This is a genomic window from Aquibium sp. A9E412 (genome assembly GCF_030398335.1).
Lineage (GTDB): Bacteria > Pseudomonadota > Alphaproteobacteria > Rhizobiales > Rhizobiaceae > A9E412.
In genome coordinates this window covers 1-26,251 of sequence record NZ_JAOAOP010000007.1, presented here as the reverse complement: position 1 = coordinate 26,251, position 26,251 = coordinate 1, and the positions used below count along the sequence as shown (strand labels likewise).

General features: G+C 73.9%; 22 protein-coding genes. 18 read left to right on the top strand and 4 right to left on the bottom strand.

The features are described 5' to 3' along the window. Position 1: 1 nt before the first annotated feature. Positions 2-934, top strand: coding sequence for a carbamate kinase (gene arcC / locus N1F89_RS04960; protein ID WP_290082094.1), 933 nt, complete (start codon positions 2-4; stop codon positions 932-934). A gap of 36 nt (positions 935-970) precedes the next feature. Here the strand turns inward: arcC and N1F89_RS04955 are convergent, their stop codons facing one another. Continuing rightward, a complete protein-coding gene (locus N1F89_RS04955) occupies positions 971-1,792 on the bottom strand; it encodes a Crp/Fnr family transcriptional regulator (RefSeq protein ID WP_290082092.1) in 822 nt (273 codons plus the stop codon). A 174-nt stretch (positions 1,793-1,966) separates the two neighbouring features. Next, complete coding sequence (locus N1F89_RS04950; RefSeq protein WP_290082090.1) at positions 1,967-2,302, bottom strand: hypothetical protein; 336 nt, start codon at positions 2,300-2,302, stop codon at positions 1,967-1,969. 218 nt (positions 2,303-2,520) lie between these two features. Here N1F89_RS04950 and N1F89_RS04945 point away from each other — a divergent pair, with 218 nt between their 5' ends. After that, positions 2,521-2,865, top strand: coding sequence for a hypothetical protein (locus tag N1F89_RS04945; protein ID WP_290082087.1), 345 nt, complete (start codon positions 2,521-2,523; stop codon positions 2,863-2,865). 18 nt (positions 2,866-2,883) lie between these two features. On the opposite strand, the gene N1F89_RS04940 is transcribed toward N1F89_RS04945, so the two are convergent. Then, entirely contained in the window at positions 2,884-3,036 is a 153-nt protein-coding gene (locus N1F89_RS04940; protein ID WP_290082084.1) for a hypothetical protein, read from the bottom strand. Positions 3,037-3,248: 212 nt separating this feature from the next. Here N1F89_RS04940 and N1F89_RS04935 point away from each other — a divergent pair, with 212 nt between their 5' ends. The 12 genes from N1F89_RS04935 (at position 3,249) to N1F89_RS04880 (ending at position 18,839) form a co-directional block, all read left to right on the top strand. Beyond that, complete coding sequence (locus N1F89_RS04935) at positions 3,249-3,962, top strand: CBS domain-containing protein (RefSeq protein ID WP_290082082.1); 714 nt, start codon at positions 3,249-3,251, stop codon at positions 3,960-3,962. Between the two features lie 79 nt (positions 3,963-4,041). After that, positions 4,042-4,572 carry a c-type cytochrome gene (locus N1F89_RS04930; protein ID WP_290082080.1) on the top strand — a complete coding sequence of 177 codons (531 nt, stop codon included), beginning with the start codon at positions 4,042-4,044 and terminating at the stop codon, positions 4,570-4,572. Then, positions 4,550-5,116, top strand: a complete 567-nt coding sequence (petA, locus tag N1F89_RS04925) for a ubiquinol-cytochrome c reductase iron-sulfur subunit (protein ID WP_290082078.1) — start codon at positions 4,550-4,552, stop codon at positions 5,114-5,116. Before N1F89_RS04930 ends, petA begins: the two co-directional genes overlap by 23 nt. A 177-nt stretch (positions 5,117-5,293) precedes the next feature. Then, positions 5,294-6,778, top strand: a complete 1,485-nt coding sequence (locus N1F89_RS04920) for a trehalose-6-phosphate synthase (RefSeq protein ID WP_290082077.1) — start codon at positions 5,294-5,296, stop codon at positions 6,776-6,778. A 260-nt stretch (positions 6,779-7,038) separates the two neighbouring features. After that, complete coding sequence (ppsA, locus tag N1F89_RS04915; RefSeq protein ID WP_290082075.1) at positions 7,039-9,468, top strand: phosphoenolpyruvate synthase; 2,430 nt, start codon at positions 7,039-7,041, stop codon at positions 9,466-9,468. Continuing rightward, a complete protein-coding gene (gene otsB, locus N1F89_RS04910; RefSeq protein WP_290082072.1) occupies positions 9,461-11,095 on the top strand; it encodes a trehalose-phosphatase in 1,635 nt (544 codons plus the stop codon). The genes ppsA and otsB overlap by 8 nt, the downstream gene beginning before the upstream one ends. Further along, the gene (locus tag N1F89_RS04905; RefSeq protein WP_290082070.1) at positions 11,088-13,586 is read left to right on the top strand and encodes a glycosyl hydrolase family 65 protein; all 2,499 of its coding nucleotides are present in this window, start codon (positions 11,088-11,090) and stop codon (positions 13,584-13,586) included. The genes otsB and N1F89_RS04905 overlap by 8 nt, the downstream gene beginning before the upstream one ends. Continuing rightward, positions 13,583-14,611 carry a hydroxyacid dehydrogenase gene (locus N1F89_RS04900; protein WP_290082067.1) on the top strand — a complete coding sequence of 343 codons (1,029 nt, stop codon included), beginning with the start codon at positions 13,583-13,585 and terminating at the stop codon, positions 14,609-14,611. Before N1F89_RS04905 ends, N1F89_RS04900 begins: the two co-directional genes overlap by 4 nt. 25 nt (positions 14,612-14,636) lie before the next feature. Beyond that, positions 14,637-15,674, top strand: a complete 1,038-nt coding sequence (locus N1F89_RS04895) for a type II glyceraldehyde-3-phosphate dehydrogenase (RefSeq protein ID WP_290082065.1) — start codon at positions 14,637-14,639, stop codon at positions 15,672-15,674. A 94-nt stretch (positions 15,675-15,768) separates the two neighbouring features. Beyond that, on the top strand, positions 15,769-16,728 hold the full coding sequence (locus N1F89_RS04890) for a 1-phosphofructokinase family hexose kinase (RefSeq protein WP_290082063.1): 960 nt from the start codon (positions 15,769-15,771) through the stop codon (positions 16,726-16,728). A 34-nt stretch (positions 16,729-16,762) separates the two neighbouring features. Further along, complete coding sequence (locus N1F89_RS04885) at positions 16,763-17,698, top strand: DMT family transporter (RefSeq protein WP_290082060.1); 936 nt, start codon at positions 16,763-16,765, stop codon at positions 17,696-17,698. A 178-nt stretch (positions 17,699-17,876) separates the two neighbouring features. Further along, positions 17,877-18,839, top strand: coding sequence for a M23 family metallopeptidase (locus N1F89_RS04880; RefSeq protein ID WP_290082058.1), 963 nt, complete (start codon positions 17,877-17,879; stop codon positions 18,837-18,839). Positions 18,840-18,885: 46 nt separating this feature from the next. Here N1F89_RS04880 and N1F89_RS04875 read toward each other — a convergent pair whose 3' ends face one another. Beyond that, positions 18,886-19,773: a LysR family transcriptional regulator gene (locus tag N1F89_RS04875; RefSeq protein ID WP_290082056.1), complete on the bottom strand. Its 888-nt coding sequence runs from the start codon at positions 19,771-19,773 to the stop codon at positions 18,886-18,888. 107 nt (positions 19,774-19,880) lie between these two features. Here N1F89_RS04875 and N1F89_RS04870 point away from each other — a divergent pair, with 107 nt between their 5' ends. From N1F89_RS04870 to N1F89_RS04855, 4 genes are all read left to right on the top strand, one after another. Beyond that, positions 19,881-21,455: an NADH-quinone oxidoreductase subunit L gene (locus tag N1F89_RS04870; RefSeq protein WP_290082053.1), complete on the top strand. Its 1,575-nt coding sequence runs from the start codon at positions 19,881-19,883 to the stop codon at positions 21,453-21,455. Positions 21,456-21,466: 11 nt separating this feature from the next. Then, a complete protein-coding gene (locus tag N1F89_RS04865) occupies positions 21,467-23,983 on the top strand; it encodes a DUF2309 domain-containing protein (RefSeq protein WP_290082051.1) in 2,517 nt (838 codons plus the stop codon). 216 nt (positions 23,984-24,199) lie between these two features. Then, positions 24,200-25,303: an AbrB family transcriptional regulator gene (locus N1F89_RS04860; RefSeq protein WP_290082049.1), complete on the top strand. Its 1,104-nt coding sequence runs from the start codon at positions 24,200-24,202 to the stop codon at positions 25,301-25,303. A 109-nt stretch (positions 25,304-25,412) separates the two neighbouring features. Next, positions 25,413-26,251, top strand: an 839-nt coding sequence (locus tag N1F89_RS04855; protein ID WP_290082047.1) for a hypothetical protein, incomplete at its 3' end; no start/stop codon positions are given.

The window sequence follows — 26,251 nt, the reverse complement described above, 5'->3', positions numbered from 1 at the left end:
CATGCTGGTCGTCATCGCGCTCGGCGGCAACGCGCTGCTGCGCCGCGGCGAGGCGCCGACGGCGGAGAACCAGCGCGCCAATGTGCGCCGCGCCGCCGCCGCCATCGCCGCGGTGGTCGAAGCCGGCCACCGCGTCGTCATCTGCCACGGCAACGGGCCGCAGGTCGGGCTGCTGGCGCTGCAGGGCGCGGCATACCGGCCCGACGAGGCCTATCCGCTCGACGTCCTGGGGGCGGAGACGGAGGGCATGATCGGCTATCTGATCGAGCAGGAGCTGGAGAACGCGCTGCCGCACGGGCCGCGCGTCGCCACGCTGCTCACCCAGGTCGAGGTCGACCCGCGCGACGCCGCCTTCCTCGCGCCGTCGAAGCCGATCGGCCCGGTCTATCCGAAGGCCGAGGCGGAGGCGCTGGCGGACCGGCGCGGCTGGATCGTGGCGCCGGACGGCGACGGCTTCCGCCGCGTCGTCGCCTCGCCGCGGCCGCTGGCGATCCCCGATCTCGGCATCATCCGGCTGCTCGTCGAGCAGGGGGTGATCGTGATCTGCGGCGGCGGCGGCGGCATTCCCGTCGTGCGCCGCGACGACGGCGGCCTGGTCGGCGTCGAGGCGGTGATCGACAAGGACCGCGTCGGCGGCCTGCTGGCGCAGGGGCTCGCTGCCGACGCCTATCTCATGCTGACCGATGTCGATGCGGTCTACCGCGACTGGGGCACGCCGCGGCAGCGGCCGATCGCGCAGGCCTCGCCGGATGCGCTCGACGGCGCGGACTTTCCCGCCGGCTCGATGGGGCCGAAGGTGGAGGCGGCCTGCGCCTTCGCGGCGGCGACCGGCGGGCTGGCCGGCATCGGTGCGCTCGACGACGCGCTCGCCATCCTCGAAGGCCGGGCCGGCACCCGGGTGGTTGCCGAGGCCGGCGCCGGCGACGCCCGCTGACGGGCATCATGCCCGCCGGGGCGACGCCGCTCCGGCTCAGGCGACCGCGCGCACGCGCGGCGCCAGTGCCGCGCTCCAGCCGTCGTCCGCCATGCCCTCCTGCGCGGTCCACTGCATCAACAGGTGCGGGTCGATGCCCGCCACGTCGACCAGCCGGTCGGGGTCGAGGATGCGCAGGCGGCGATAGTGGAACTCCGCGATGCCGTCGTGGCGCAGCTCGCGCAGCACGCGGTTGACGTGCACGCCGGTCAGCCCGGTGGCGTCGCCGATGTGCTCCTGGGTCAGCGGCAGCTGCATCTCCTCCACGCGATGGCCCGGCCACTGCGCCCGCGCCCGGATGAACAGCTCGAGCAGCAGCTGGGCGACGCGCTCGCGCGCGCGATGGCGGCCGATGCTGGTGAGATGGCCGTAGGTCAGGCTGCGGTCGCGGGCGATCAGCCCGGCCAGCGTGACGGCGACGGCGGGATGATCGCCGAACAGCCGGTCGAGATTGTCGCGCGGGATGACGCACACCACCGCGTCGGTCAGCGCCTGCACGCCATAGGTGGCGGGCACGCCGCGCACCGGGTGGAAGCCGAGCATGGCGCCCGGCAGGGCGAAATGCAGGATCTGCTGCCGGCCGTCCTCAAGCAGGTGGTAGAGATAGACCCAGCCGTCGACGACGTTGTAGACGGCGTCGCTGCGCTGGCCGATGCCGAACAGGTCCTGGCCGGCGGCGATGTGCCGGTCGCACGACTTGTAGGCGGCCACCGCCGGCGGCATGCCGGGCCGCGCGGTCTGGCAAAGCCCGTCGACGCGGGCGCGGCAGCGCGTGCAGTCCGCGGCCGGGGGTGTGGGGCGAGGGGGAGAAGTCGCCATATCGCGTCTCCTTGGGGTGTCGGTCGCATTCACATGGGATGAGCCTCGTTTGTCGGGCTGACCGAAGCCGTCGTCCGGCATGCGGCATGCCGGCCGTCCGCTCCGCGGGAGCGGTCCGCAAGGCGGAAACGAAAGACGGCGTGCCGCGCCCGCGGGCGCCGGCGATCGGTCAGCTCAGGCGACCGGTCGGGGGACGGGCGGATCGCGCTCCAGATCGATCATCGGCCGGTCGCGCTCGTTGGCAGGCTTGCCGGTCGCCGGACGGCCCATGGCGCGGTGCAGCGCGGTCCTTTCCGATGCGACGGGAATCTGCGAGCAGACCAGGTGGTGGCACTGCGGCGTGCGCTCGCTGCCGGCCGTCTCGACCAGAGCGGCGGGCAGCAGCGCCGCCTCGACCGCCGAGAGCGCCGTCGTGCCCTCCTCGGGCGCCAGGCCGGAGTCGGGGCCCTGCAGGCTCAGTCCCGTGAGGACGGCCGCGAGCAGAAGCAGGGCAGCGAACAATCGCATCATGCGCCTTCACCGAGCGTGACGCCAAAGCACGATGGCATTGGCACGAACGTGGATGATAGGCGAACGGACCGGCAGCGCAATTGATCCAGGTCAAGGGCGGCGCGTGGCTGCCCCTGCGAAAGGATGAGGGTGCGCGGGCGCCCTGTTTGATCGAGCTTAAAGCGCGGGGGCGGCCGGCGGCGCAATCTCGCGGCGCGAAACCACAGGCTGCGATGCTCATGGCCGATCCCCTCGTCCCGGATGTCCCGCCCCAACGGCTCGCCGTCACCGTGATGACGGCGGCCGCCGGGCCGACGCTGTGTCCGTTCTTCGGCAAGTGCGAGGCCCTGCTCCTGGTCGAGGGTCCGGGCGGGCCGACCCGCTATGTCGCCAACGAGGCGCGCACGGCGGCAGCGCTCTGCCGGCTGGTGGTGCGCCTGCGGGTCGGCGGTCTGGTGTGCGGCTTCATCCCCGAGCCGGCGCGCCGGCGCCTGACCAGCGCCGGCGTCGATGTGCGGCTCGGCACGCCGACGCTGTCGGTCGACGCGCTGATCGCCTGCTTCTGCGAGCTGCCGCACGCCTGACGGCGGCCGGCGCGTGCCTCACGGGGCGCGTGGCGGCCGGCGCGGGGCGCCGCGCCGCGCGCGGTAGCGCAGCGCGACCGGGCGCAGCCCGCCGAGATGGCGCAGCAGCGCCCAGGCGAAGGCCGACGCGATCAGCATGGCGGCAATGGCGAGGGTGAGGGCGACGGCCATGGCGGGCCTCCTTCCAGTCTCGTTGCCGGTTTTCGGGTTGCGGCGACGGCCGGCGAGGAGCCGGCAACGCCGTCGATCCGGCAAGACTAGCGCGGCGATCCGGCCGGCACATTAACGTGCGTCAAAGACACCGCGGTCGTTTCGGGCCAGATTGACGGCCGGGCCGGACACGAACGGCACCGGCCCGACGGAAACGGACAGGGAGCCCGAGAATGCTGCAAGCGCGTGACGTGATGACCCGCGAGGTGGTGACCGTGCAGCCGCAGACGCCGGTGCGCGAGGTCGCGCAGCGCCTCGTCGAGCGGCGCATCAGCGCCGTGCCGGTGGTCGACGGCGACGGCCGGCTCGTCGGCATCGTCAGCGAGGGCGACCTGATGCGCCGGCCGGAAACCGGCGCCGAACGGCGGCGTTCGTGGTGGCTGTTCCTCGTCGCCGATGCCGCCGACCAGGCGCGCGACTACGTCAAGACGCACGGCACGACCGCCGCCGACGTGATGACGCGCGACGTGGTCGCCGTGGCGGAGGATACCGACCTGGCGGAGATCGCCACGCTGCTCGAGCGCAACCGCATCAAGCGCGTGCCGGTGCTGACCGACGGCCGGCTCGTCGGCATCGTCAGCCGCGCCAATCTGCTGCACGGGCTGGTCGCGGCGACCGGCGGCGCACGCTCCGAAGCGGCGCCCTCGGGCGACGACCTCGCCGTCCGGCAGGCGCTGGAAGAGGCGATCGCCGAGACCGGCGTGCGGCGCGAGTTCCTCAACATGGTGGTGAGCGACGGCGTGGCGCAGATCTGGGGCGCGGTGGAGAGTGCCGCCGAGAAGCAGGCCGTGCAGGTCGCCGCCGAGCGCACCGCCGGCATCACGCGCGTGGAGAACAATGTCGGCGTCCTGTCGCCCATGGTGCGCAGTGTGCTGTGGGCGGAATGAGGCCGGCACGGCCGGCCGCCCGGTCCGGTTGCGGCGTGCCGTGCATGCCGCGCCGGGCCGCAGCCGAAGGAGACCGGACATGCAGACCCCCAGTCAGACCCCCAGCCGCAGAAACGCCGCCGGCCGACCGGCGCTCGCCGGCGCGGCAGCGCTCGTGCTGGCCGTGTTCGCCGGGTCGCCGGCCGCCGCCGACCGGCACGCCGACGCACCGCTGCTCGTCAGTCCCGGCCTGGTGATGCCGGAGATGGACGCCGCGCGCGGCGCGGCGCTGTTCGCCGGCAAGGGCTGCGTGGTGTGCCACGCGGTCAACGGGATCGGCGGCGACGATGCCACGCCGCTCGACGCGGCCGGGATGGCGCTGCCGATGAACCCCTTCGCCTTCGCCGCGCGCATGTGGCGCGGCGCCGAGGCGATGGTCTATCTGCAGCGCGAGGAGCTCGGCGCGCAGATCGAGCTGAGCGGCCAGGAACTGGCCGACATCATCGCCTTCGCGCACGACCCCGCCGCCCAGGCGACGTTCGCGGCGTACGACATCCCGCCGGCGATCCGCGACCTGATCGCGCACGATGCCGGCGAGGACGACGATCATGACGCGGCGGACGGCGACTGAGCCGGCTCGCGGCGCGGCGCCGCCGGAGGATCGCGGCCGGCGCGACTTCCTCTATCTCGCCACCGGCACGGCCGCGGCCGTCGGCACGGGACTGGCGCTGTGGCCGTTCGTCGACAGCCTGCGGCCGGGCGCCGACGTCACCGCCCTGTCGACGGTCGAGCTCGACCTGACGCCGATGGAGCCGGGCGAGCGGCTGACGGCGGTGTGGCTCGGCCGGCCGGTGTTCGTGGTGCGGCGCACGCAGGCGCAGATCGCCAGCGCGCGCGCCGACGACGACAATTCCGAGCTGATCGACCCGGCGACAGACGCCGAGCGGGTCCAGCGACCCGAATGGCTGGTCGTCATCGGCGTGTGCACCCATCTCGGCTGCATCCCGCTCGGCCAGAAGGACGGCGATCCGCTCGGCCGGCACGGCGGCTGGTTCTGCCCCTGCCACGGGTCCGTCTACGATCTGGCCGGGCGGGTACGGCGCGGCCCGGCGCCGCGCAATCTCGATCTGCCGCCCTACGGCTTTTCCGGCGAGGCGCGGCTGCGCATCGGTTGAGCCGGCGCGGGAACGAAGTGGACCTGCCGCGCGTTTTTTGATGCAACCCGTGATATCATTAACCGAGATCAAGGCAGCGGGCTGCGCGGACGGATAGGGATGCACGAGAGGCGGCAGGCGGGCCATGCCCGCAACGAAGCCGCCCGCAGCCCATGTCCTTGTCGAGGAGGAGCAGCCATGAGCCGCGTCGCGATCGTTTCGAACCGTCTGCCGCCGATCGATCGCGCCAAGGCGTCGGCCGGCGGTCTCGCCACGGGGCTGGGGGCGGCGCTGAACGAGCTCGGCGGCACCTGGATCGGCTGGGACGGCCGGCCGGACTGCGCGGCCGGCGACCGGCTGCGTTTCCACACGGCGGGCGCCTACAAGGTCGCAGCGCTGCCGCTCAGCCAGGCGGAGTGCGACGGCTACTATCTCGGCTTCGCCAACCGCACGATCTGGCCGCTGTTCCACGGCCGCACAGACCTTCTGCGCTACGACCCGCAGGAGTTCGCCACCTATCGCGCCGTCAATGCGCGCTTCGCCCGCGCCGTGGTGGAGGCGGCGGCCGACCACGACTGCGTGTGGGTGCACGACTACCACTTCTTCCTGCTGGCGCGCGAGCTGCGCCGGCTGGGCATGACGGTGCCGGTCGGCTTCTTCCTGCACATTCCCTTCCCGTCGCCCGACGTGCTCGAGGCGCTGCCCGGCCATCGCGCGCTGGTCGAGGCGCTGGCCGCCTACGACCTGGTCGGCTTCCAGACCGAGAACGACCGGCGAAACTTCGCCGCCTATGTCGGGCAGCGGCTCGGCTGGCGGGTCGACGCCGACGGCACGGTGCATACGCCGGACGGCCGCTTCTCGGTCGGCGTGTTTCCCATCGGCATCGACACGGCGCGGTTCGCCGAGCTGGCCGCCGAAGCCGGCGACAGCCGCGCCGACGGCGCCCTCAGGGCGGCCTTCGCCGAGCGGCTCGGCATGATCGGCGTCGACCGGCTCGACTACACCAAGGGGCTGCCGCAGCGCCTCGACGCCTACGAGCGGCTGCTCGAGACGGCGCCGGAGCTGCGCCGCCGCATCTTCCTCTTGCAGATCGCCGCGCCCTCGCGCGAGGACATCCCCGAATATGCCGAGCTGAAGCGCGCGCTCGACATCAAGTCGGGCCGCCTCAACGCCCGCTTCGGCGAGCTCGACTGGACGCCGGTGCGCTACATCAACCGCGCCTTCGGCCAGCAGCGGCTCGCCGCGCTCTACCGGCTGAGCCGGGTCGGCCTGGTGACGCCGCTGCGCGACGGCATGAACCTGGTCGCCAAGGAGTATGTCGCCGCGCAGGACCCGGCCGATCCCGGCGTGCTCGTCCTGTCGACGTTCGCCGGCGCCGCCGAACGGCTGTCGGGGGCGCTGCTGGTCAACCCCTACGACGTCGACGGTCTCGCCCGGGCGATGCGCCGGGCGCTGGCGATGCCGCACGCGGAGCGGCGCGCGCGCTGGGCCGAGATGATCGCAGAGCTGCGCGCGCACGACGTGCACCGCTGGCGGCGCGACTTCCTCGCCGCCCTCGTCTCCGCCGGGATGGCGCGCGCGGTGCCGGCGCGGCGGCAGGTGCCGGTGCTCGCCTTCTCGCGGCAGGGCCGCGGCGACGGACGCGCCGAGGCGCGGACGGACGCGGCGCGCCGGGCGCTGTAGGGCGCGGGGCGGCCGGGCGGGCGCGCCCGCCGCCGCCCGCATGCGGCAGGATCGCCGGGACGGCCCGTGCGGCCATGCGGGAGCCGCGGCGGGTCCGCGCGCGCGGCCCGTGCGGTGGCGCGCCGGGAGCGCGGCAGGGAGCGCGAATGCCGCCCCCTTAACCGAGATCAAAGACCCCTGCGGGCCGGCCGGCCAGGATGGCGGCCAGTCCTCCGCCGGCCGCCGGCGGCGGCCGCGACATCCCCCGCACGGAGACCGACATGAGCGACAGCGCAACCCCCGTGATCCGCTTCGAGGAGCTCGGCCGGCAGGACGTGCCCCGCGTCGGCGGCAAGAACGCCTCGCTCGGCGAGATGGTGCGCAATCTCGGCCGTCAGGGCATCGCCGTGCCGCCGGGCTTCGCCACCACCGCCGACGCCTACTGGCGCTTCATCGAGGCGAACGGGCTGAAGACGGTGATCGCCGAGGCGATGGGCGCGCTCGAGGCCGGCAAGGCGAGCCTGAAGGAGACCGGCGAGACGGTGCGCCGCGCGGTGCTGCGCGGCGACTGGCCGCGCGACACGGCCGAGGCGATCACCGAGGCCTACCGCCGGCTGTCGCGCGAGGCGGGCGCGGCCGACACCGACGTCGCGGTGCGCTCCAGCGCCACGGCGGAGGACCTGCCCGACGCCAGCTTCGCCGGCCAGCAGGAGAGCTTCCTCAACGTGCGTGGCGAGCGCGCGCTGCTCGAGGCGTGCCGGCGCTGCTACGCCTCGCTGTTCACCGACCGGGCGATCAGCTACCGCGAGGCCAAGGGCTTCGGCCATCTCGACGTGGCGCTGTCGGTCGGCGTGCAGAAGATGGTGCGCTCCGACACCGGCGGCGCCGGGGTGATGTTTTCCATCGACACCGAGACCGGTTTCGACAAGGTGGTCGTCATCAACGCCGCCTGGGGCCTCGGCGAGAACGTGGTGCAGGGCGCCGTCGATCCCGACGAGTACCAGGTCTTCAAGCCGCTGCTCGGCGACGCCGGGCTGGTGCCGATCGTCGAGAAGAAGCGCGGCGGCAAGCAGATCAAGATGATCTATGCCAGCCAGGGCGAGCGCGCGACGCGCAACGTGCCGACGTCGCTCGCCGAGCGCAACGGCTTCGTGCTCGACGACCGGGAGATCCTGCAGCTCGCCCGCTGGGCCGTCGCCATCGAGGCGCATTACGGCATGCCGATGGACATGGAATGGGCCCGCGACGGCGAGAGCGGCCGGCTCTACATCGTCCAGGCGCGGCCCGAGACGGTGCAGGCGCACAAGGAGGCCGGCGTGCTGCGCACCTACCGCATCAGCGGCAAGGGGCGCACGCTGGTCGAGGGGCTGGCGATCGGCGACGCGGTGGTCGCCGGCCGCGTCAGCCTGCTGCGCAGCGCCCGCGACATCGACCGCTTCGTCGACGGCTCGGTGCTGGTCACCGGGACGACCGACCCCGACTGGGTGCCGATCATGAAGCGGGCGGCGGCGATCGTCACCGACCACGGCGGGCGCACCTCGCACGCCGCCATCGTCAGCCGCGAGCTCGGCCTGCCGGCCGTCGTCGGCACCGGCAACGCGACCGAGCTGCTGCACGACGAGCAGGAGGTGACGGTGTCCTGCGCGGAGGGCGACGAGGGCTTCGTCTACGAGGGCACGGCCACGTTCGCGGCCGAGGCGCTGTCGCTCGACGACGTGCCGGACACCGACACCGCGGTGATGCTCAACATGGGCAACCCGGCCGCCGCCTTCCGCTGGTGGCGGCTGCCGGCCGACGGGGTCGGGCTGGCGCGCATGGAGTTCGTCGTCGGCAACCACATCAAGGTGCACCCGATGGCGCTCGTCCACTACGACGCGCTGCGCGACGAGGCCGCCAAGGCCGAGATCGAGGCGCTGACGCGCGGTTACGAGGAGCGCACCGACTATTTCGTCGAGCGGCTGGCGCGCGGCCTGGCGCGGATCGCCGCCGCCCAGCACCCGCGCCCAGTCATCGTGCGCATGAGCGACTTCAAGACCAACGAGTATGCCGGGCTGATCGGCGGCGCGGAGTTCGAGCCGGCCGAGGAGAACCCGATGATCGGCTTCCGCGGCGCGGCACGCTACTACTCGCCGCGCTACCGCGCCGGCTTCGCGCTGGAATGCCGCGCCATCCGCCGGCTGCGCGAGGAGATGGGCTTCGCCAACGTGGTGGTGATGGTGCCGTTCTGCCGCTCGCCGGCCGAGGCCGACCGGGTGCTCGCGGTGATGGCGGAGAACGGGCTGAAGCGCGGCGACGGCGGGCTCGAGATCTACGTGATGTGCGAGATCCCCTCCAACGTCGTGCTCGCCGACGCCTTCGCCGAGCGCTTCGACGGCTTCTCCATCGGCTCCAACGACCTGACCCAGCTCACGCTCGGCGTCGACCGCGATTCCGACGCGCTGGCCGGCCTGTTCGACGAGCAGGACGAGGCGGTCAAGTGGATGATCCGCCGCGTCATCGAGTCGGCGCGCCGGCACGGCACCAAGGTCGGCCTGTGCGGCCAGGCGCCGAGCGACCACCCCGCCTTCGCCGAATTCCTCGTCGAGTGCGGCATCAGCTCGATCTCGGTCAGCCCGGACAGCTTCCTCGCCGTCAAGCGGCATGTCGCCGAGGCCGAGGCGGCCGCGCGCGGCACCGCGCCGCGCCGTGCGGAGGGCGGCGGCGATGGCTGAGACGACGCCGGCCGGCCCTGGCGAGGCGCGGCGCGCCGCAGCCGCCGCCGTGCCTGGCGGCGCGGGCGTGCGGCTGGCCGACTTCGATGCCGCGATCTTCGATCTCGACGGCGTCGTCACGCGCACCGCGCGGCTGCACGCGGCGTCCTGGAAGCGGCTGTTCGACGCCTATCTGGCCGAGCGGGCCGAGCGCACCGGCGAGCCGTTCCGCCCCTTCGATCTCGTCGAGGACTACGCCCGCCACGTCGACGGCAAGCCGCGGCAGGACGGCGTCGCCGCCTTCCTGCGGTCACGCGGCATCGTGCTCGAGCCGGGCACGCCCGACGATCCGCCCGAGCGCGAGACCGTCGCCGGTCTCGGCAAGCGCAAGAACCGGCATTTCCGCGCCGCGCTGGCGCGCGACGGCGTCGCGGTGTTCGACACGACGGTCGCCTTCATCGGGCGGCTGCGCCGGCGCCATGCCGGCACCGCGCTCGTGTCGTCGAGCCGCAACGCGCGCGCGGTGCTCGCCGCGGCCGGTCTGGAAGATCTGTTCGACGTCGTCATCGACGGCAACGACCTCGCCCGGCTCGGCCTGAAGGGCAAGCCGGCGCCCGACCTGTTCCTCGAGGCGGCGCGCCGGCTCGGTGCCGAACCCGGGCGCGCGATTGTCTTCGAGGATGCCGTCAGCGGCGTCGAAGCCGGCGCGGCCGGCGGTTTCGGCCTCGTCGTCGGGCTCGACCGGCAGGGCCGCGCGGCCGCGCTGAAGGCGGCCGGCGCCGACCTGGTGGTCGACGACGTCGCCCGGCTGCACGTGCGCGACAAGCCCGCCGCGCCATGCCGCATGGCGCAAACGGTGGAACACGCGCTCGAGCGTTTCGGCGCCATCGCGGCGCGGCTCGCCGGCCGCCGGGCGGCGGTGTTCCTCGACTACGACGGCACGCTGACGCCGATCGTCGCGCGGCCCGAGCTGGCGGTTCTGGAGCCGGCCATGCGCGCGACGGTGGAGCGGCTTGCCGGCGTCGCGACGGTGGCCATCGTCAGCGGTCGCGACCGCGCCGACGTGCAGCGCCTCGTCGGGCTCGACGGGCTCGTCTATGCCGGCAGCCACGGCTTCGACATCGCCGGGCCGGACGGCCTGCGCATCCGCCACGAGGAGGGCGCGGCCTTCGAGGCGGAGATCGCGGCCGCCGCGAGGCGGCTCCAGACGGACCTCGCCGACATCGACGGCGTGCTGGTCGAGCCGAAGCGCTTCGCCGTCGCCGTGCACCACCGGCAGGTGGCGGCCGGCGACGTCGGTGCCGTCGAGGCGGCGGTCGACGCCGCCGCGGCGGCGATGCCCGCGCTGCGCAAGACCTACGGCAAGAAGGTCTTCGAGCTGCGCCCGCGGCTCGACTGGGACAAGGGCCGCGCGGTTGCCTGGCTGATCGAGGCGCTGGGGCTCGGCGACGCGGTGCTGCCCTTCTATCTCGGCGATGACGTGACCGACGAGGACGCCTTCGCGGCGCTCGGCGAGAGCGGCATCGGCATCCTGGTCGGCTGCCCGGAGCGCGAGACGGCGGCGCGCTACCGGCTCGACGACACGGCCGAGACGCGGCGCTTCCTCGCCCGGCTCGGCGCCACCTTGGAGGCGGCGCGCGATGGCTGACTGGACGCTCGTCTACGAGGGCTTCGACCCGGAGCGCGAGGGCCTGCGCGAGGCGCTGTGCACGCTCGGCAACGGCGTCTTCGCCACGCGCGGCGCGGCCGAGGAGGCGGAAGCCGACGCGGTCCACTATCCCGGCACCTATCTGGCCGGCGGCTACAACCGGCTGACGACCGACATCGCCGGCCGGGCGATCGAGAACGAGGATCTGGTCAACCTGCCCAACTGGCTGCCGCTCAGCTTCCGGCCCGAGGGCGGCGACTGGCTCAACCTGCGGCGCATGGACGTGCTCGACTACCGCCAGGTGCTCGACATGGAGAACGGGCGCCTGGAGCGGCGCATGCGCGTGCGCGACGGCGCCGGCCGGGTCACCACGCTGCACGGCCGCCGGCTGGTGCATATGGGCCTGCCGCACCTGGCGGCCCTCGAGCTGACGCTGACGGCGGAGAACTGGTCGGGCGCCATCGAGCTGTGCTCGGCGATCGACGGCCGCGTCATCAATGCCGGCGTCGAGCGCTACCGCCAGCTCAACGCCAAGCATCTGCGGCCGCTGGAGACGGCGGCGGCCGGCGACGACGCGATCGTGCTGGTCGCCGAGACCGTGCAGTCGCACCTGCGCATCGCCGAGGCCGCGCGCACCCGCGTCTTCCGCGACGGCGAGCCGGTCGCGGTCGAGCGGACGCTGGCCGAGGAGGAGGGCTACGTCGCCGAGCACCTCGCGCTGGCGGTGGCGGCGGGCGAGCCGGTCGCGGTCGAGAAGGTGGTGGCGCTGTTCACCGGGCGCGACCGGGCGATCTCGGAGCCGCGGCTGGCCGCCGTTAAGGCCGTCGGCGAGGCCGGCCGCTTCGCCGAACTCGCCGCCTCGCAGGCGCGCGCCTGGCGGTTCCTGTGGGGCCGCTGCGACGTCGCGGTCGACGGCCGCGCGCGCACCCAGATGGCGCTCAGGCTGCACATCTTCCACCTGTTGCAGACGGTCTCGCCCAACACGCTGGAGCGCGACGTCGGGGTGCCGGCGCGCGGCCTGCACGGCGAGGCCTATCGCGGCCACATCTTCTGGGACGAGCTGTTCATCTTTCCCTTCCTCAACTACCACATCCCGCAGGTCACCCGGGCGCTGCTCGCCTATCGCTACCGCCGGCTGCCGGAGGCGCGCCGGCTTGCCCGCGCCGCCGGCTTCGCCGGGGCGATGTATCCCTGGCAGAGCGGCTCGAGCGGCCGCGAGGAGAGCCAGGTGCTGCACCTCAACCCGCGCTCGGGGCGCTGGACGCCGGACAACACGCACCTGCAGCGCCACGTCAGCGCGGCGATCGCCTACAATGTGTGGCGCTACTGGCAGATCACCGGCGACCGCGACTTCCTGGTGTGCGGCGGCGCCGAGATGATGATCGAGATCGCCCGCTTCTGGGCCAGCATCGCGACCCTCGACGAGGCGTCCGGGCGCTACCGGATCCGCGGCGTGATGGGGCCGGACGAGTTTCACGACCGCTATCCGTGGAGCGAGACGCCGGGCGTCGACGACAACGCCTACACCAACGTGATGGCGGCATGGGTGCTGCGCCAGGCGGCAGGGGTGCTCGACCATGTCGGCGCCGAGCGGCGCGCCGAGCTGATGGCGCTGCTCGCGCTCGACGAGGCTGAGATGGCCGGCTGGCTGGAGATCGGCCGGCGCATGCGCGTGGTCATGCGCGAGGACGGGCTGATCGCGCAGTTCGACGGCTACGACCGGCTCGAGGAGCTCGACTGGGACGGCTACCGGGCGAAATATGGCGACATCCAGCGTCTCGACCGCATCCTCGAGGCGGAGGGCGACACCATCAACCGCTACAAGGCCTCCAAGCAGGCCGACGTGCTGATGCTGTTCTACCTGTTCTCCTCCGACGAGCTCGCCGCGCTGTTCGCCTGGCTCGGCTACGACTTCGCGCCCGAGTCGATCGCCCGCAACATCGACTACTATGTGCGGCGCACCTCGAACGGCTCGACGCTGAGCCGCATCATCCATTCCTGGGTGCTGGCGCGCGGCGACCGGCCGCGCTCGCTGCAGCTTCTCGCCGAGGCGCTGGAAAGCGACCTGTCCGACATCCAGGGTGGCACCACGGCGGAAGGCATCCATCTCGGCGCCATGGCCGGCACGGTCGACCTGGTGCAGCGCGGCCAGACGGCGCTCGAGATCCGCGACGACATGCTGTGGCTGAGCCCGTGCCTGCCGGAGAACCTGCAGGGCCTGCGGCTCAGGCTGCTCTATCGCGGCTTCTGGCTGGAGCTCGACATCGGCTGCGAGCAGGTGCGCATCGCCGCGCCGAACGGCTGGGGCGGGCCGGCGCGCATCGGCGTGCGCAACCGGGTTTTCGATTTCCAGGGCGGCGACGTGCTGACCTTCGATTGCCATCTGGCCGACGGCGGCTTCCGGCCGCAGCCGGAAAGCGCCAGGCGGACGCGCGGCACCGCGATGCCGGAGGAGGACGCGGCGGACGGCCGCGCGGCGGGTCGGCGATGAAGGTCGTCGCCTTCGAGACCGAGCCGCACGAGGCCGGCCTGCTGGCCGGGCTGGAGGCGCGTCATGCCGTGCGGCTGGTCGAGGAGCCGCTGCGCGCGGCCAATGCGGCGCGCTTCGCCGATGCCGAGATCATCTCCACCTTCCTCCATTCGAGCCTCGACCGGCGCGTGCTGGAGCGGCTTGCCGCCCTGCGGCTGATCGCGACGCGCTCGACCGGTTTCGACCACATCGACCTCGCCTATTGCCGGGCGCGCGGCATCGTGGTGAGCAACGTGCCGAGCTATGGCGAGGCGACGGTCGCCGAGCACGTCTTCGCGCTGCTCTTGACGATCAGCCACCGCATGCGCGAGGCGGCGGAACGGGCGCGCAACGGCCCCTTCTCGCCGCGCGGGCTGGCCGGCTTCGACCTGGCCGGCAAGACGCTCGGCGTCGTCGGCACCGGCCGCATCGGCCGCCACGTGGTGCGCATCGCGCGCGGCTTCGACATGACCGTCGTGGCCTGCGATGCCGCGCCCGACGCCTGGCTCGCCCGCCGCCTCGGCTTCCGCTACGCGGCGCTCGATGCGGTGCTGGCGACGGCCGACATCGTCACGCTGCACGTGCCGGCGACGCGGCAGACGGACGGGCTGATCGACGGCAGGGCGCTGGCGCGCATGAAGCCCGGCGCGGTGCTGATCAACACGGCGCGCGGCAGCCTGGTCGACCCGCATGCGCTGATCGCGGCGCTGAATGACGGCCGGCTGGCGGCCGCCGGCCTCGACGTGCTGCCCGACGAGCCGGGCATCCGCGAGGAGGCGGAGCTGATCTGCTCGATCTACTGCGACCGGCACGACCTGAAGAGCCTGGCGGCGAGTCACGTCCTCCTGCGCATGCCCAACGTGGTGGTGACGCCGCACAGCGCCTTCAACACGCGCGAGGCGGTGGCGCGCATCGCCGGCACCACGCGCGACAACATCGCGGCCTTCCTCGAGGGCCATCCGCAGAACGTGGTCGCCGCCGCGCCGCCGGGCGCCGCGCCGGCCTGAGCACAGCAAACGGGGAGAGCCAGCCATGCCAAGGGAGCGCATCCGGGTCGCCGTCAACGGCTACGGCGTGATCGGCAAGCGCGTGGTCGACGCCGTCGCCGCGCAGGACGACATGCAGGTGGCCGGCGTCGCCGACGTCGGCACCGACTGGCGCATGCAGGTGGCGGCCGCGCGCGGCCACGCGCTGTTCGCCGCCGCCGGCGAGCGCGCCGCGGCGATGCGCACGGCAGGCCTGCCGGTCGCCGGCACGCTCGACGACCTGCTCGGCGTCGCCGACGTGGTCGTCGACTGCACGCCGAAGGGCGTCGGCGCGGCCAATGCCGAGACCTATCGTGCGCGCGGCGTGAAGTTCGTCGTGCAGGGTGGCGAGGCGCATGCGGTGACCGGCCATTCCTTCGTCGCCGAGGCCAGCTACGCGGGCGCCATCGACCGCGCGGCGACGCGGGTCGTCTCGTGCAACACCACGTCGGTGGTGCGCACGCTGACTGCGCTCAAGCGCGCCGGCCTCCTGGCGCGCGCTCGCGGCACGCTGATGCGCCGCGCCACCGACCCGTGGGAGAGCCATCGCGGCGGCATCATGAACACGCTGGTGCCCGAGGACACGATCCCCAGCCATCAGGGGCCGGACGCGCGCACCGTCGACCCGGCGCTCGACGTCGTCACCATGGCGATCAAGGTGCCCGAGACGCTCGCCCATCTGCACGCCTGGTCGGTGCAGCTCAGCCGGCCGGCGGAGCGCGACGAGGTGCTGGCGGCGCTGCGCGCCTCATCGCGCATCGCCATGGTGCGCATGGCCGACGGCCACGCCGCCATCAACACCGTCAGGGAGATGATGGCCGACGTCGGCCGGCCGCGCGACAGCCTCTACGAGGTGGCGCTGTGGGAGGACCTGGTCACCGTGGAGGGCGACGAGGCGTTCTACGTCTACATGGTCGACAACCAGGCGATCGTCGTTCCCGAGACGGTCGACGCGATCCGCGCGCTGACCGGCCGCGAGCGCGACGCCGCCGCCTCGATCGCCGCCACCGATGCCGCGCTCGGCGTCGGCCGGCCCTTCGCATGACGGCGGGCGCGGCTTTGACCGCGCGCCGGGCGCGGCGTATGCCGGCCCGGTCCGCGGCCGCCTCGGCGTGGCCGCATGCAGAGGAGCAGCAACGGTGACCGCGATCCTGACCGTGACGATGAACCCGACCATCGACGTCTCGGCGGCGACGGAGACGGTGGCGCCGGTGCGCAAGCTGCGCTGCAGCGACGTGCGCCGCGATCCGGGCGGCGGCGGTATCAACGTGGCGCGCGTCGTCAAGCGGCTCGGCGGCGCGGTGAGCGCGCTCTATCCGACGGGCGGGCCGACCGGCCGTCTGCTCAACCGGCTGGTCGAGGCCGAGCAGATCGCCGGGCTGACCGTCGAGGTGGCGGCCGACACGCGCGAAAGCTTCACCGTGCTCGAGACGGCGAGCGGCGAGCAGTACCGCTTCGTGCTGCCGGGGCCGGAGCTGGCCGAGGCCGAATGGCAGGCCTGCCTGGCGCAGCTCGCCGCACCGGGCGCGGCGCCGCCGGCCTTCCTGGTGGCGAGCGGCAGCCTGCCGCCCGGCGTGCCGGACGACTTCTATGCCCGGCTCGCCGAGGCCGCCGACGCGGCCGGCAGCCGCGTCATCCTCGACACCTCGGGGCCGGCGCTCGCCGAGGCGCTCGACTACGGCGTCTATCTCGTCAAGCCCAATCTGCGCGAGCTCGCCGACCTGACCGGCCGGCGGCTCGACGGCGAGGCGGACTGGAGCGCGGCGGCGGCCGAGATCGTGCGCTGCGGCCGCGCGTCGGTCGTCGCGCTGACGCTCGGCGAGCGCGGTGCGCTGCTGGTCACGCGCGACAGGTGGCTGCGGGCGGAGGCGCCGGCGGTCGACGTGGCGAGCGCGGTGGGCGCCGGCGACAGCTTCCTGGCCGGCCTGGTCTGGCGGCTGGCCGAGGGCGGCGACCTGGAGGACGCCTTCCGCTACGGCGTGGCCGCCGGCAGCGCGGCGCTGCTGACGCCGGGCACCGATCTCGCCCAGGCCGCCGACATCGCCCGGCTCTACGCGGCCGTGCGGGTGGAGGCGCTGGCGCCGGCCGACGGGCCGTGACGGCGCGGCGCGCGGCCGCCCGGTGGCGCCGGCGATGACGCCCGGCGACGCGCTGCGGCTCGTCGCCGTCATGGTGCTGTGGGCGGCATGCTACCCGCTGATCGCCGCCGGCCTCGACCTGGCGCCGCACGTCACCTTCGCCGCGCTGCGCGCGGCGATCGCCGGCGCGGTGCTCGTCGCGCTCGGCCTCGCGCTCGGCCGCCGGCTGCCGGCCGGCCGTGCCGCCTGGGGCCTGGTCGCCATTGCCGGGCTCGGCGCCACCGGCCTCGGCTTTCTCGGCATGTTCCACGCCGCGGAGTTCGTCGCGCCGGGCATCGCCACGGTGGTCGCCAACACGCAGCCGATCCTCGCCGCCGTCCTGGCGCACGCCGTCCTGGGCGAGCGGCTGGGCGCGGCCGGCTGGCTCGGCCTCGCGGCCGGTTTCGCCGGCATCGCGCTGATCGCGTGGCCGGGCCTGGCGGCCGGCGTGGAAGGCGCGGTGCTCGGCCTCGGCTACGTCATGCTGGCGGCCGCCGGCGTATCGGTCGGCAACATCGCCATCAAGCGCCTGGCCGGGCGCAGCGATCCGGCGATGGCGATGGGCGCGCAGCTTCTCGTCGGCGCCGTGGCGCTGGCGCTGCTCGCGGGGCTGACCGAACGGCCGGCCGCGCTCGCATGGAGCGGCGAGTTCGCGCTCGTCGTCCTGACGCTGGCGCTGTTCGGCTCCGCGCTCGCCTTCTGGCTGTGGGCGGCGGCGCTGCGGCGCGTGCCGCTCAACCGTGCCAACGCCTTCACCTTCCTGGTGCCGATCCTCGGTCTCGCCATGGGCGCGGCGTTCTACGGCGAGCGGCTCGGGCTGCCCGAGGCGGCGGGAGCCGCGCTGGTCGTCGCCGGGATCGCGCTGGTGCAGCGCGACGGCGGGCGGCGGCTTGACGCGACCCCGGCCGATGCCCCAACACCGCGTGCAACGCGTCCGCCTCCGCCGCGTTAGGTCACGACGCCGAAAGGGAAAGCGGTTCGCGCTCGACCGGATGGTCCATCTGGTCGATTTCGCCGCATGTCTGCGACGCCGGTGAGCCCCGGCGGCGGCGACGTGCCCCAGACGGCGGAACACGCGGACCGGCCGCATGCGGCTGCCGGTCTGCCGCCAAGCGCCGGGAGAAGGGCCGATGCTGACGGTCTTCGTCATCGCCTTGCAGATCGTCTTGCCGCTCGCCCTTCTGGTCTGGCTGGCCTTCGCGCCGGCCGCCAGCCTGACCGGCCTGGCGCTGCAGGCGGCCGGCGTCGGGTTGTTCCTGCTCGCGCTGGCGCGCATCGCGATGTGGACGGTGCCGCCGTGGTGGACGCCCTATCTTTACGGCATCCTGTGGCTGCTGATCGTGCTCCGGCACGTGGCGGCCGGCGGCCTGGCGGCGCGGCCGCTGTGGCCGTCGGCCGCCTGGGGCTGGGCGGGCGCCGGGCTGGCGCTGGCGCTCGCCGTGTTCGGCGGCTGGTTCTCCGGCATGGCCGTGCTGGCACGCGCCGCGCCGCCCGTCGCCACGGTCGACATCGCCAATCCGCTCGGCCCCGGCCGCTACGTCGTCGGCCACGGCGGCTCGCGCGGCATCGTCAACGCCCATCTCAAGGTGCTCGACACCACCGTCGCGCGCCATGCCGAGTGGCGGGGCCAGGCCTACGCGGTCGACCTGTTCGCCGTCGACCGCCTCGGCCTGCGCGCCGACGGCTGGCGGCCGCGCGACCCGGCGCGCTACGCGATCTTCGACCGCCCGGTCCATGCGCCCTGCGCCGGCAAGGTGATCGGCGCGCGCAACGACCTGCCCGACATGCCGGTGCCGGACATGGACGCGGAGAACCTGCTCGGCAACCACGTTCTGCTGCGCTGCGCGGAGGCCGTCCTGCTCTTCGCGCATCTGCGCCAGGGCAGCGTGGGCGTGGCAGCCGGCGAGACCGTGGCGCGCGGCGCGCTGCTCGGCCGCGTCGGCAATTCCGGCAACACGTCGGAGCCGCACCTGCACCTGCATGCCCAGCGTCTGTCGGCCACCCGCGCGCCGGTCGCCGGCGCGCCGCTGGCGCTGCGCATCGACGGCCGCCGGCTGGTGCGCAACGACCGGCTGGTCGGACGCGACTGGTGAGGCGCGCGAGCGGTGCTCCACCCATCGGCGGTTGGCGAGCACCGTCTCACGCCGCGGCGCCGTCGGCGCTCAGCACCTCGCGCAGCAGCGGGTTGGGGAAGCGGCGCGCCTGGGTGACGGCGTAGAAGGCTTCCGAGAGGCCCGGCAGCCGCGTCGCCTCGACCAGCCGGCCGGAGGCCAGTTCGTCGCGCACCACGATCGGCGGCACCACCGCCAGCCCGACGCCCTCGCGCGCCAGAAGCCGCATCATCGCCATGTCGTCGACCTCGGCGGCGACCCGCGGGCGCACGCCCAGCCGGTCGGCCATCGCGTCGAAGCCGACGCGCACGCCGCTTTCGGCCGTCGGCAGGATGAGCGGCTCGCGAGCCAGCAGCTCGGCCAGGGCGCGGTCGGAGCCGACCCGCTCGGGCACGCCGACCAGGCTGACGCGCTGCTCGGCCAGCCGGTGGGCGATCCACGGCGCGGCGCCGTCGGCCGGCGGCGCGCGGTTGACCAGCACGACGTCGAGGCGCAGCGCCTCGAGCGCCTGCAGGAGGTCGCCATAGGCGCCCGAGGACAGCACCACCTCGACGTCGTCGCGGCCGAGGACCGGGCGCAGGAAGGCGATCTGAAAGTTGCGCGACAGCGTCGCCAGCGCGCCGACGCGCAGCACGCGCCGGGCGCCGCTGCCGGTCTCGCGCAGCGTGCCGACGAGCTCGTCGCCGGCGGCGAAGATGGCGTCGGCATGGTCGAGCGCGATGCGGCCGGCCTCGGTCAGCACAAGGCTCTTGCCGCGCCGCTCGAACAGCGCGTGGCCGAGCTGCGCCTCGAGCTTCTGGATCTGCGTCGACAGCGCCGACTGCGAGACGTTGAGGCGCGCGGCGGTGCGGGTGAGGTTGCCCTCATGCGCCACCGCCCAGAAGTAGCGCAGGTGGTTGTAGTTGAGCGCGGCCATGACGGTTCGTTCCTTTTTTGAGAACGATACCATCCAAACAATGAATTTTATAGATCGAATTTCGGCTGCTATCTCCGCCGCACCGCTCGTTCACGCCGGAGGTCCGCATGAGCCCGATCGTCGCCCTCGTTCCGCTTGCCGCGCCCGCGCTGCTGGTCGCCGCCGCGCTCCTGGCCTATGCCTCGCCGGGCCCGCGTCCGCGCCGTGCGTTGGCAGCCGCGCAGGGGGCGGCGCTCGCCGCGCTGGCGCTCGCCGTCGCCGCCGCCGTCGGCCTGCTGCTCGCCGGGCCGGCCACCTCGGCGCTGATCGGCGCCGGCGGCATCGGCCTGTCGGTCCGGCTCGACGCGCTCAGCGCGACGCTGTTCGCCCTCGTCGGCTTCCTCGGCGCGATCGTCGTCGCCTATTCGCGCCGCTATCTCGACGGCGAGGCGCGCCAGGGCGCCTTCACCGGGCATCTGTGCCTGACGCTCGCCGCCGTCCTGCTCTTGGTGCTGTCGGGCAACCTCGTCCAGCTCGTCGCCGCCTGGATCGCCACCAGCGCGGCGCTGCACCGGCTGCTGCTGTTCTACGGCGAGCGGCCGAAGGCGGCGCTTGCGGCGCGCAAGAAGTTCCTCACCGCGCGGCTCGCCGACGCCACGCTGATCGTCGCGGCGGTGGTGATCGGGGTGCAGTTCGGCACCACGGACATCGCCACGATCCTCGAACGCGCGGCGGCCGCCGATGGCGCGCCGGCCGGCGTCGGCCTCGCCGCCGTGCTCGTCGCCGTCGCCGCGCTGGTGAAGTCGGCGCAGTTTCCCGCCCATGGCTGGCTGCCCGAGGTGATGGAGACGCCGACGCCGGTCTCGGCGCTGCTGCATGCCGGCATCATCAATGCCGGCGGCTTCCTGGTCATCCGCTTCGCCGACGTGATGGTGCTGTCGGCCGCCTCGCTGCATATCCTGGCGCTCGTCGGCGGCTTCACCGCGCTGTTCGGCGCGGCCGTCATGCTCACCCAGACGAGCGTCAAGGTCTCGCTCGCCTGGTCGACGGTGTCGCAGATGGGCTTCATGCTGCTGCAGTGCGGCCTCGGCCTGTTTGCGCTCGCCCTGCTGCACATCGTCGCCCACTCGCTCTACAAGGCGCACGCCTTCCTGTCGTCGGGCAGCGTGGTGGAGATCGCCCGCGCCTCCTTCGTGCCCGACCGCACGCCGCCCGGTCTCGGCGCGACGCTCGCCAGCCTGGCGCTGGCCGTCGCGCTCTATGCCGGCGTCGGCTGGACCTTCGGCCTGTCGCCGGCGGCCGCGCCGCAGGCGCTGGCGCTCGGCGCCATCCTGGTGATGGCGCTCACGCTGCTCCTGTCGCAGGCGGCGGCCGGCGCGTCGAGCGGCCCGGTGATCGGCCGCACGGCGGCCGCGGCCGGCGCGGTGTCGGTCGCCTACTTCGCGCTGCATGCCGGCGCCGGCGCGCTCTATGCCGGCGTCGTGCCGCCGCCGCCCGCCGCCGACGCGCTCGGCTACGCGATCATGGCGCTGGCCGTGGTCTCCTTCGCGGCGGTGACCGTGCTGCAGATCGTCGAGCCGTCGCGCGCCACCGCGCCGTTCTGGCGGGCTGCCCGCATCCATCTCGCCAACGGCCTCTACGTCAACGCCGCCTTCGACCGCCTGATCGGCGCGCTCGACCGCCCCGCCGCCAGCCCCAAGTGAGGAACCCCGCCATGAACGCGCCCTTTTCGCATCCCCGGGCGGCCGAAGCGGCCGCGCCCTCGGCCCCGACCATCCACACCGCGGCCGAGGCGGCCGGCCGGCGCATCGCGCCGGTGTGGCCGCTGCGGACCTTCGTCGCCGTCAACCCCTTCCTCGGGCTCGCCGGGCAGCGCTTCGAAGAGGCCGCCGAGACCTTAGCCGCCACCGCCGGGGCGCGGCTGACGATGCCGCGCGCCTTCTATCGCGCGGCGATCGCCGACGGCCGCATCACCGCCGACGACCTCGCCGCGGCGCTGGCCGAGCGCGAGCTGCCCGGCCTGCCGCGCGACGCCGCCGCGCTGGCGGCGGCCGCGAACGAGGCCGACGCCGCCCCGCCGCCGCCGATCCAGACCGTCGCCGACGTCGCCGGCGCGCTCGCCGGCAAGGACTGGGCGGGCTTCGTCGTCGACCAGGTGTCGGCCTTCGCCGCCGAGCAGTTCGACGAGGGGCAGGCGGCCTGGGTGACGCCCGACCGCGACGGCGACCTCTACCGGGCGTGGCGGCGGCGGGCTCTCGTCGACCGCACGCCGGAGGTGATGGGCCTTGCCGGCTTCCGCGCGGCGGTGGCGCGGCTGCCGCAGGATGCCGATGCGCTGCTGGTCGAGGCGGTGCGCCGGCTCGGCCTGCCGCCGGCTGGCCTCGAGCGCTATTTCCACCGCCTGCTGATGAGCGTCGGCGGCTGGGCCGCCTATGCGCGCTGCCGCGTCTGGCAGGCCGAGCTGGCCGGCGGCAGCGACGGCGCGCTGACGGCGCTGCTCGCCGTGCGGCTGGCGCACGAGGCGGTGCTGCACGCGCTGTTCGCCGACCGGCCGGGCTTTGCGGAGACCTGGCGCTCGGCGCGCGCGCGGGCCGCCGAGCCGGCGGCGCCGTCGCGCGCGCTCGCCGTCGACGCGGCTTTGCAGCGCGCGCTGGAAAAGGCGTGGCAGCGCCGGCTCGCCGACCGGCTCGGCCAGCCGGCCGCGCCGGCGGCGGCCGGCCGCGCCGCGGTGCAGGCGGCGTTCTGCATCGACGTGCGCTCGGAGGTGTTCCGCCGGGCGCTGGAAAGCGTGGCGCCGGAGATCGAGACGATCGGCTTCGCCGGCTTCTTCGGCTTTCCGATCGAGTACGTGCCGCTCGGCCAGAGGCAGGGCGGGGCGCAATGCCCGGTGCTGCTGACGCCGGCCTTCACCGTGTGCGAGAGCGTGCGCGACGCCGACGCGCCGGAGGAGGCGGGCATCCTGCGCCTGAGGCTGGTGCGGCGGCGCGCCGGCCGCGCCTGGAAGGCGTTCAAGCTGGCCGGCGTCTCCTCCTTCGCCTTCGTGGAAAGCACCGGGCTTGCCTATCTCGGCAAGCTGGTGGGCGACGCGTTCGGCTTCTCGCGCACCGTGCCGCATCCGGCGGCCGAGGGCCTCGACCCGGCGGTGCGGTCGCGGCTGGCGCCGCGCCTGGAGCCTGGCGCGCTGGCCGGCCGCGCCACCGGCATGGCGCCGGCCGCCCGACTCGACGCCGCCGAGGCGGTGCTCAAGGCGATGTCGCTGACCTCGGGCTTCGCCCGCCTCGTGCTCCTGGCCGGGCACGGCTCGACCACGGTCAACAATCCGCATGCCAGCGGGCTCGACTGCGGCGCCTGCGGCGGCCACACGGGCGAGGCCAACGCGCGCGTCGCGGCGGCCGTGCTCAACGATCCGGCCGTGCGCAACGGGCTGCGCGAACGCGGCATCGCGGTGCCCGACGACACCGTCTTCGTCGCCGCGCTGCACGACACGACCACCGACACGGTGCGGCTGTTCGACACCGAGGCGCTGCCGGCCGGCCACGCCGCCGACGTCGGCGCGCTGCAGGCGCGGCTCGACGCGGCCGGCCGGCTGGCGCGCGCCGAGCGCGCGGCGCTGCTCAACCTGCGGGCCGGGCGGCCGGTCGACCCGCAGGTGCTGGCGCGCAGCCGCGACTGGTCGGAGGTGCGGCCGGAATGGGGGCTGGCCGGCTGCGCCGCCTTCATCGCCGCGCCGCGCGCGCGCACCGCCGGGCGCGATCTCGGCGGCCGCGCCTTCCTGCACAGCTACGACTGGCGCCAGGACCGCGACTTCGCCACGCTCGAGCTGATCATGACCGCGCCGATGGTGGTGGCGAGCTGGATCAGCCTGCAATATTACGGCTCGACGGTCGACAACCGCGTCTTCGGCAGCGGCAACAAGGTGCTGCACAACGTGGTCGGCACCGTCGGCGTGCTGGAGGGCAATGGCGGCGACCTGCGCACCGGGCTGCCCTGGCAGTCGCTGCACGACGGCGAGCGGCTGGTGCACGAGCCGCTGCGGCTGACGGTCGCCATCGAGGCGCCGCGCGAGGCGATGAGCGCGGTGATCGCACGCCATCCCGGCGTGCGCGCGCTGGTCGACAACGGCTGGCTGCACCTCTTCGCGCTTAACGGCGATGGCCGCCTCGCCTGGCGCTATGCCGGCGACCTCGCCTGGCAGGAGATGCCGGCGGGCGCGACGGCCGACGCCGCCTGAAACGCCGGGCCGGGGATGCCCGCGCCGCCGGTGCCGGCGGCGCGGAGGTCTGCCGCCTCCGCGTCGGCCGCGGCGGCAAGGTGCGGCGGGCGGCCTCGCCCGGCGACGCAGACTTGCGGCAAAATCAACTGGATAGGTCGCGACGGCGGGCAAAAACGCTTCACACGTTTCGGCATCATGGTCTAAGGAGGGGCCTCTCGATCCGAAGCATTTGCCATGTCTGGAGACCGAACGTCGGCGGAACGGCGCCGCCCCCTGCGTGCGCTGGCCGAGCGGCGGCGGCCGCTCCTGCGCGCGGCGCTGGCGCTGGCGCTCGGCACGGCGGGCGGCGCCGCCTTCGCCTGGCTCGACATGCCGCTGCCCTGGATGCTGGGGGCGATGGCGCTGTCGACGCTCGCCGCGCTGCTGTCGCTGCCGGTCTCCTCGCCGATGGCCGTGCGTCCGCCGATGAGCGCGGTGCTCGGCGTGCTGCTCGGCGCGGCCTTCACGCCCGAGCTGTTCTCGCAGGTGCTGCGCTGGGGGCCGACGATCGCCGGCCTCGCCGTCTTCGTCGCGACGGCGGGCGCGGCCGCCACGCTCTACTTCCGCTACGTCGCGCGCATGGACTGGACCACCGCCTATTTCGCCGGCATGCCCGGCGGGCTGGTCGAGATGGTGCTGGCGGCCGAGGACCGCGGCGGCGACACGCGCACCATCGCGCTGATCCATTCGGCGCGCGTCTTCCTCATCGTCTTCGCGATTCCCTTTCTCGTCGGCATCCTGGAGGGCGGGCTGCCGCGCGGCGGCGGCTTCTCCAAGCTCGAGCCGGGCGGCTTCGGCCTCGCCGATCTCGCCTGGCTCGTCGGCTGCGCGGCGGGCGGGCTGTGGCTCGGCCGGCGGCTGCGGCTGCCGGCCGCACCGCTGATGGGGCCGCTGATCCTGAGCGCGGCCGCGCACGGCGCGGGGCTGACCACCTTCGTGCCGCCCGACAGCCTGGTGGCGACGGCCCAGGTGGTGATCGGCACCACGATCGGCTGCCGCTTCCTCGGCACGCCGGCGCGCCGCATCGTCGTGGTGCTCGCCTATTCGCTGGGCGCCACGGCGATCTTCGCCGCCTTCACGCTCGCCTTCGCCTTCGCGCTCGGCTGGCTGACCGGCATGCGGCCGGCGCCGATCGTGCTCGCCTATTCGCCCGGCGGCGTCGCCGAGATGGGCCTGATCGCGCTGGCGCTGCAGGTCGAGATCGCCTTCGTCACCGTGCATCACATCCTGCGCCTGATCATGGTCATGGCCTTCGCGCCGGCGCTCTTTCGCCTGCTCGGGCCGAAGCGCGGCGGCTGAAACCCGCCGCGCGGATCGCCGAAAGGTTGCCGTAACGTCAAATACAACTGGACGTTGAATACGCCCCGGTGTACTCTGCCTGTCCGTTCCGACAGTCAGGGAGGCTCGCATGGCGAAGGGCGGGAACAAGCAGGGCGGTGCGCGCGCCAGGAAGAGCGCCGACCGCGACGACGACACCGCAACGGGCGCCGCGCCGCCCGGCTGGCGTCCGCCGGTCACCACGCGGCAGAAGGACGCGGCCGATCTCGACTGGTCGCGCACCTATCACGTCAACTCCGTCGAGGCGTTCGTCAACGGCCTGTTCGGCCTCTACTCCGGCGTGTTCGAGGACTTCCTCGACGATGCCGGCAAAAAGGCCGAGCTCGGCGAGACGGTGCTCTATCAGGTGCGCGAGCCGGCGCATCTGCGCTTCGAGATCAAGAAGCTCGGACCCAACGAGTTCGAGGTGCGCGGCGCCCATTTCGCGACGCCGTCCGGGGTCAACATCTGCGTCGGATTCGATCCGCTCGACGCACAAGGGGGAGGAAGACAAGCCATGTACTACAACGCGCCATTCACCACCACCGGCACGCCGACGACGACAACCTGGGGTACGCCCACCACGACGACGGGCACGCCGACGACGTCCACCTGGGGCACGCCGACGACGACGACGGGCACGCCGACGACCTCGACCTGGGGCACGCCGACCACGACGACCGGCACGCCGACCACCTCCACCTGGGGCACGCCGACGACGACGACCGGCACGCCGACCACCTCGACCTGGGGCACGCCGACGACGACGACCGGCACGCCGACCACCTCGACCTGGGGCACGCCGACCACGACGACGGGCACGCCGACGACCTCGACCTGGGGCACGCCGACGACCACCACCGGCACGCCCACGACGTCCACCTGGGGCACGCCGACGACCACCACCGGCACGCCCACGACGTCCACCTG

Bases quoted from the DNA above. Each gene is read 5' to 3' on its own strand.
- N1F89_RS04935 (WP_290082082.1), top strand. From the start codon at position 3,249: ATGCTGCAAGCGCGTGACGTGATGACCCGCGAGGTGGTGACCGTGCAG.
- ppsA (WP_290082075.1), top strand. From the start codon at position 7,039: ATGAGCGACAGCGCAACCCCCGTGATCCGCTTCGAGGAGCTCGGCCGG.
- N1F89_RS04865 (WP_290082051.1), top strand. From the start codon at position 21,467: ATGAACGCGCCCTTTTCGCATCCCCGGGCGGCCGAAGCGGCCGCGCCC.
- petA (WP_290082078.1), top strand. From the start codon at position 4,550: ATGACGCGGCGGACGGCGACTGAGCCGGCTCGCGGCGCGGCGCCGCCG.
- N1F89_RS04945 (WP_290082087.1), top strand. From the start codon at position 2,521: ATGGCCGATCCCCTCGTCCCGGATGTCCCGCCCCAACGGCTCGCCGTC.
- N1F89_RS04895 (WP_290082065.1), top strand. From the start codon at position 14,637: ATGCCAAGGGAGCGCATCCGGGTCGCCGTCAACGGCTACGGCGTGATC.
- N1F89_RS04870 (WP_290082053.1), top strand. From the start codon at position 19,881: ATGAGCCCGATCGTCGCCCTCGTTCCGCTTGCCGCGCCCGCGCTGCTG.
- N1F89_RS04930 (WP_290082080.1), top strand. From the start codon at position 4,042: ATGCAGACCCCCAGTCAGACCCCCAGCCGCAGAAACGCCGCCGGCCGA.
- N1F89_RS04885 (WP_290082060.1), top strand. From the start codon at position 16,763: ATGACGCCCGGCGACGCGCTGCGGCTCGTCGCCGTCATGGTGCTGTGG.
- N1F89_RS04920 (WP_290082077.1), top strand. From the start codon at position 5,294: ATGAGCCGCGTCGCGATCGTTTCGAACCGTCTGCCGCCGATCGATCGC.
- N1F89_RS04860 (WP_290082049.1), top strand. From the start codon at position 24,200: ATGTCTGGAGACCGAACGTCGGCGGAACGGCGCCGCCCCCTGCGTGCG.
- N1F89_RS04955 (WP_290082092.1), bottom strand. From the start codon at position 1,792: ATGGCGACTTCTCCCCCTCGCCCCACACCCCCGGCCGCGGACTGCACG.
- N1F89_RS04905 (WP_290082070.1), top strand. From the start codon at position 11,088: ATGGCTGACTGGACGCTCGTCTACGAGGGCTTCGACCCGGAGCGCGAG.
- arcC (WP_290082094.1), top strand. From the start codon at position 2: ATGCTGGTCGTCATCGCGCTCGGCGGCAACGCGCTGCTGCGCCGCGGC.
- N1F89_RS04940 (WP_290082084.1), bottom strand. From the start codon at position 3,036: ATGGCCGTCGCCCTCACCCTCGCCATTGCCGCCATGCTGATCGCGTCG.
- N1F89_RS04880 (WP_290082058.1), top strand. From the start codon at position 17,877: ATGCTGACGGTCTTCGTCATCGCCTTGCAGATCGTCTTGCCGCTCGCC.
- N1F89_RS04875 (WP_290082056.1), bottom strand. From the start codon at position 19,773: ATGGCCGCGCTCAACTACAACCACCTGCGCTACTTCTGGGCGGTGGCG.
- N1F89_RS04950 (WP_290082090.1), bottom strand. From the start codon at position 2,302: ATGATGCGATTGTTCGCTGCCCTGCTTCTGCTCGCGGCCGTCCTCACG.
- N1F89_RS04900 (WP_290082067.1), top strand. From the start codon at position 13,583: ATGAAGGTCGTCGCCTTCGAGACCGAGCCGCACGAGGCCGGCCTGCTG.
- otsB (WP_290082072.1), top strand. From the start codon at position 9,461: ATGGCTGAGACGACGCCGGCCGGCCCTGGCGAGGCGCGGCGCGCCGCA.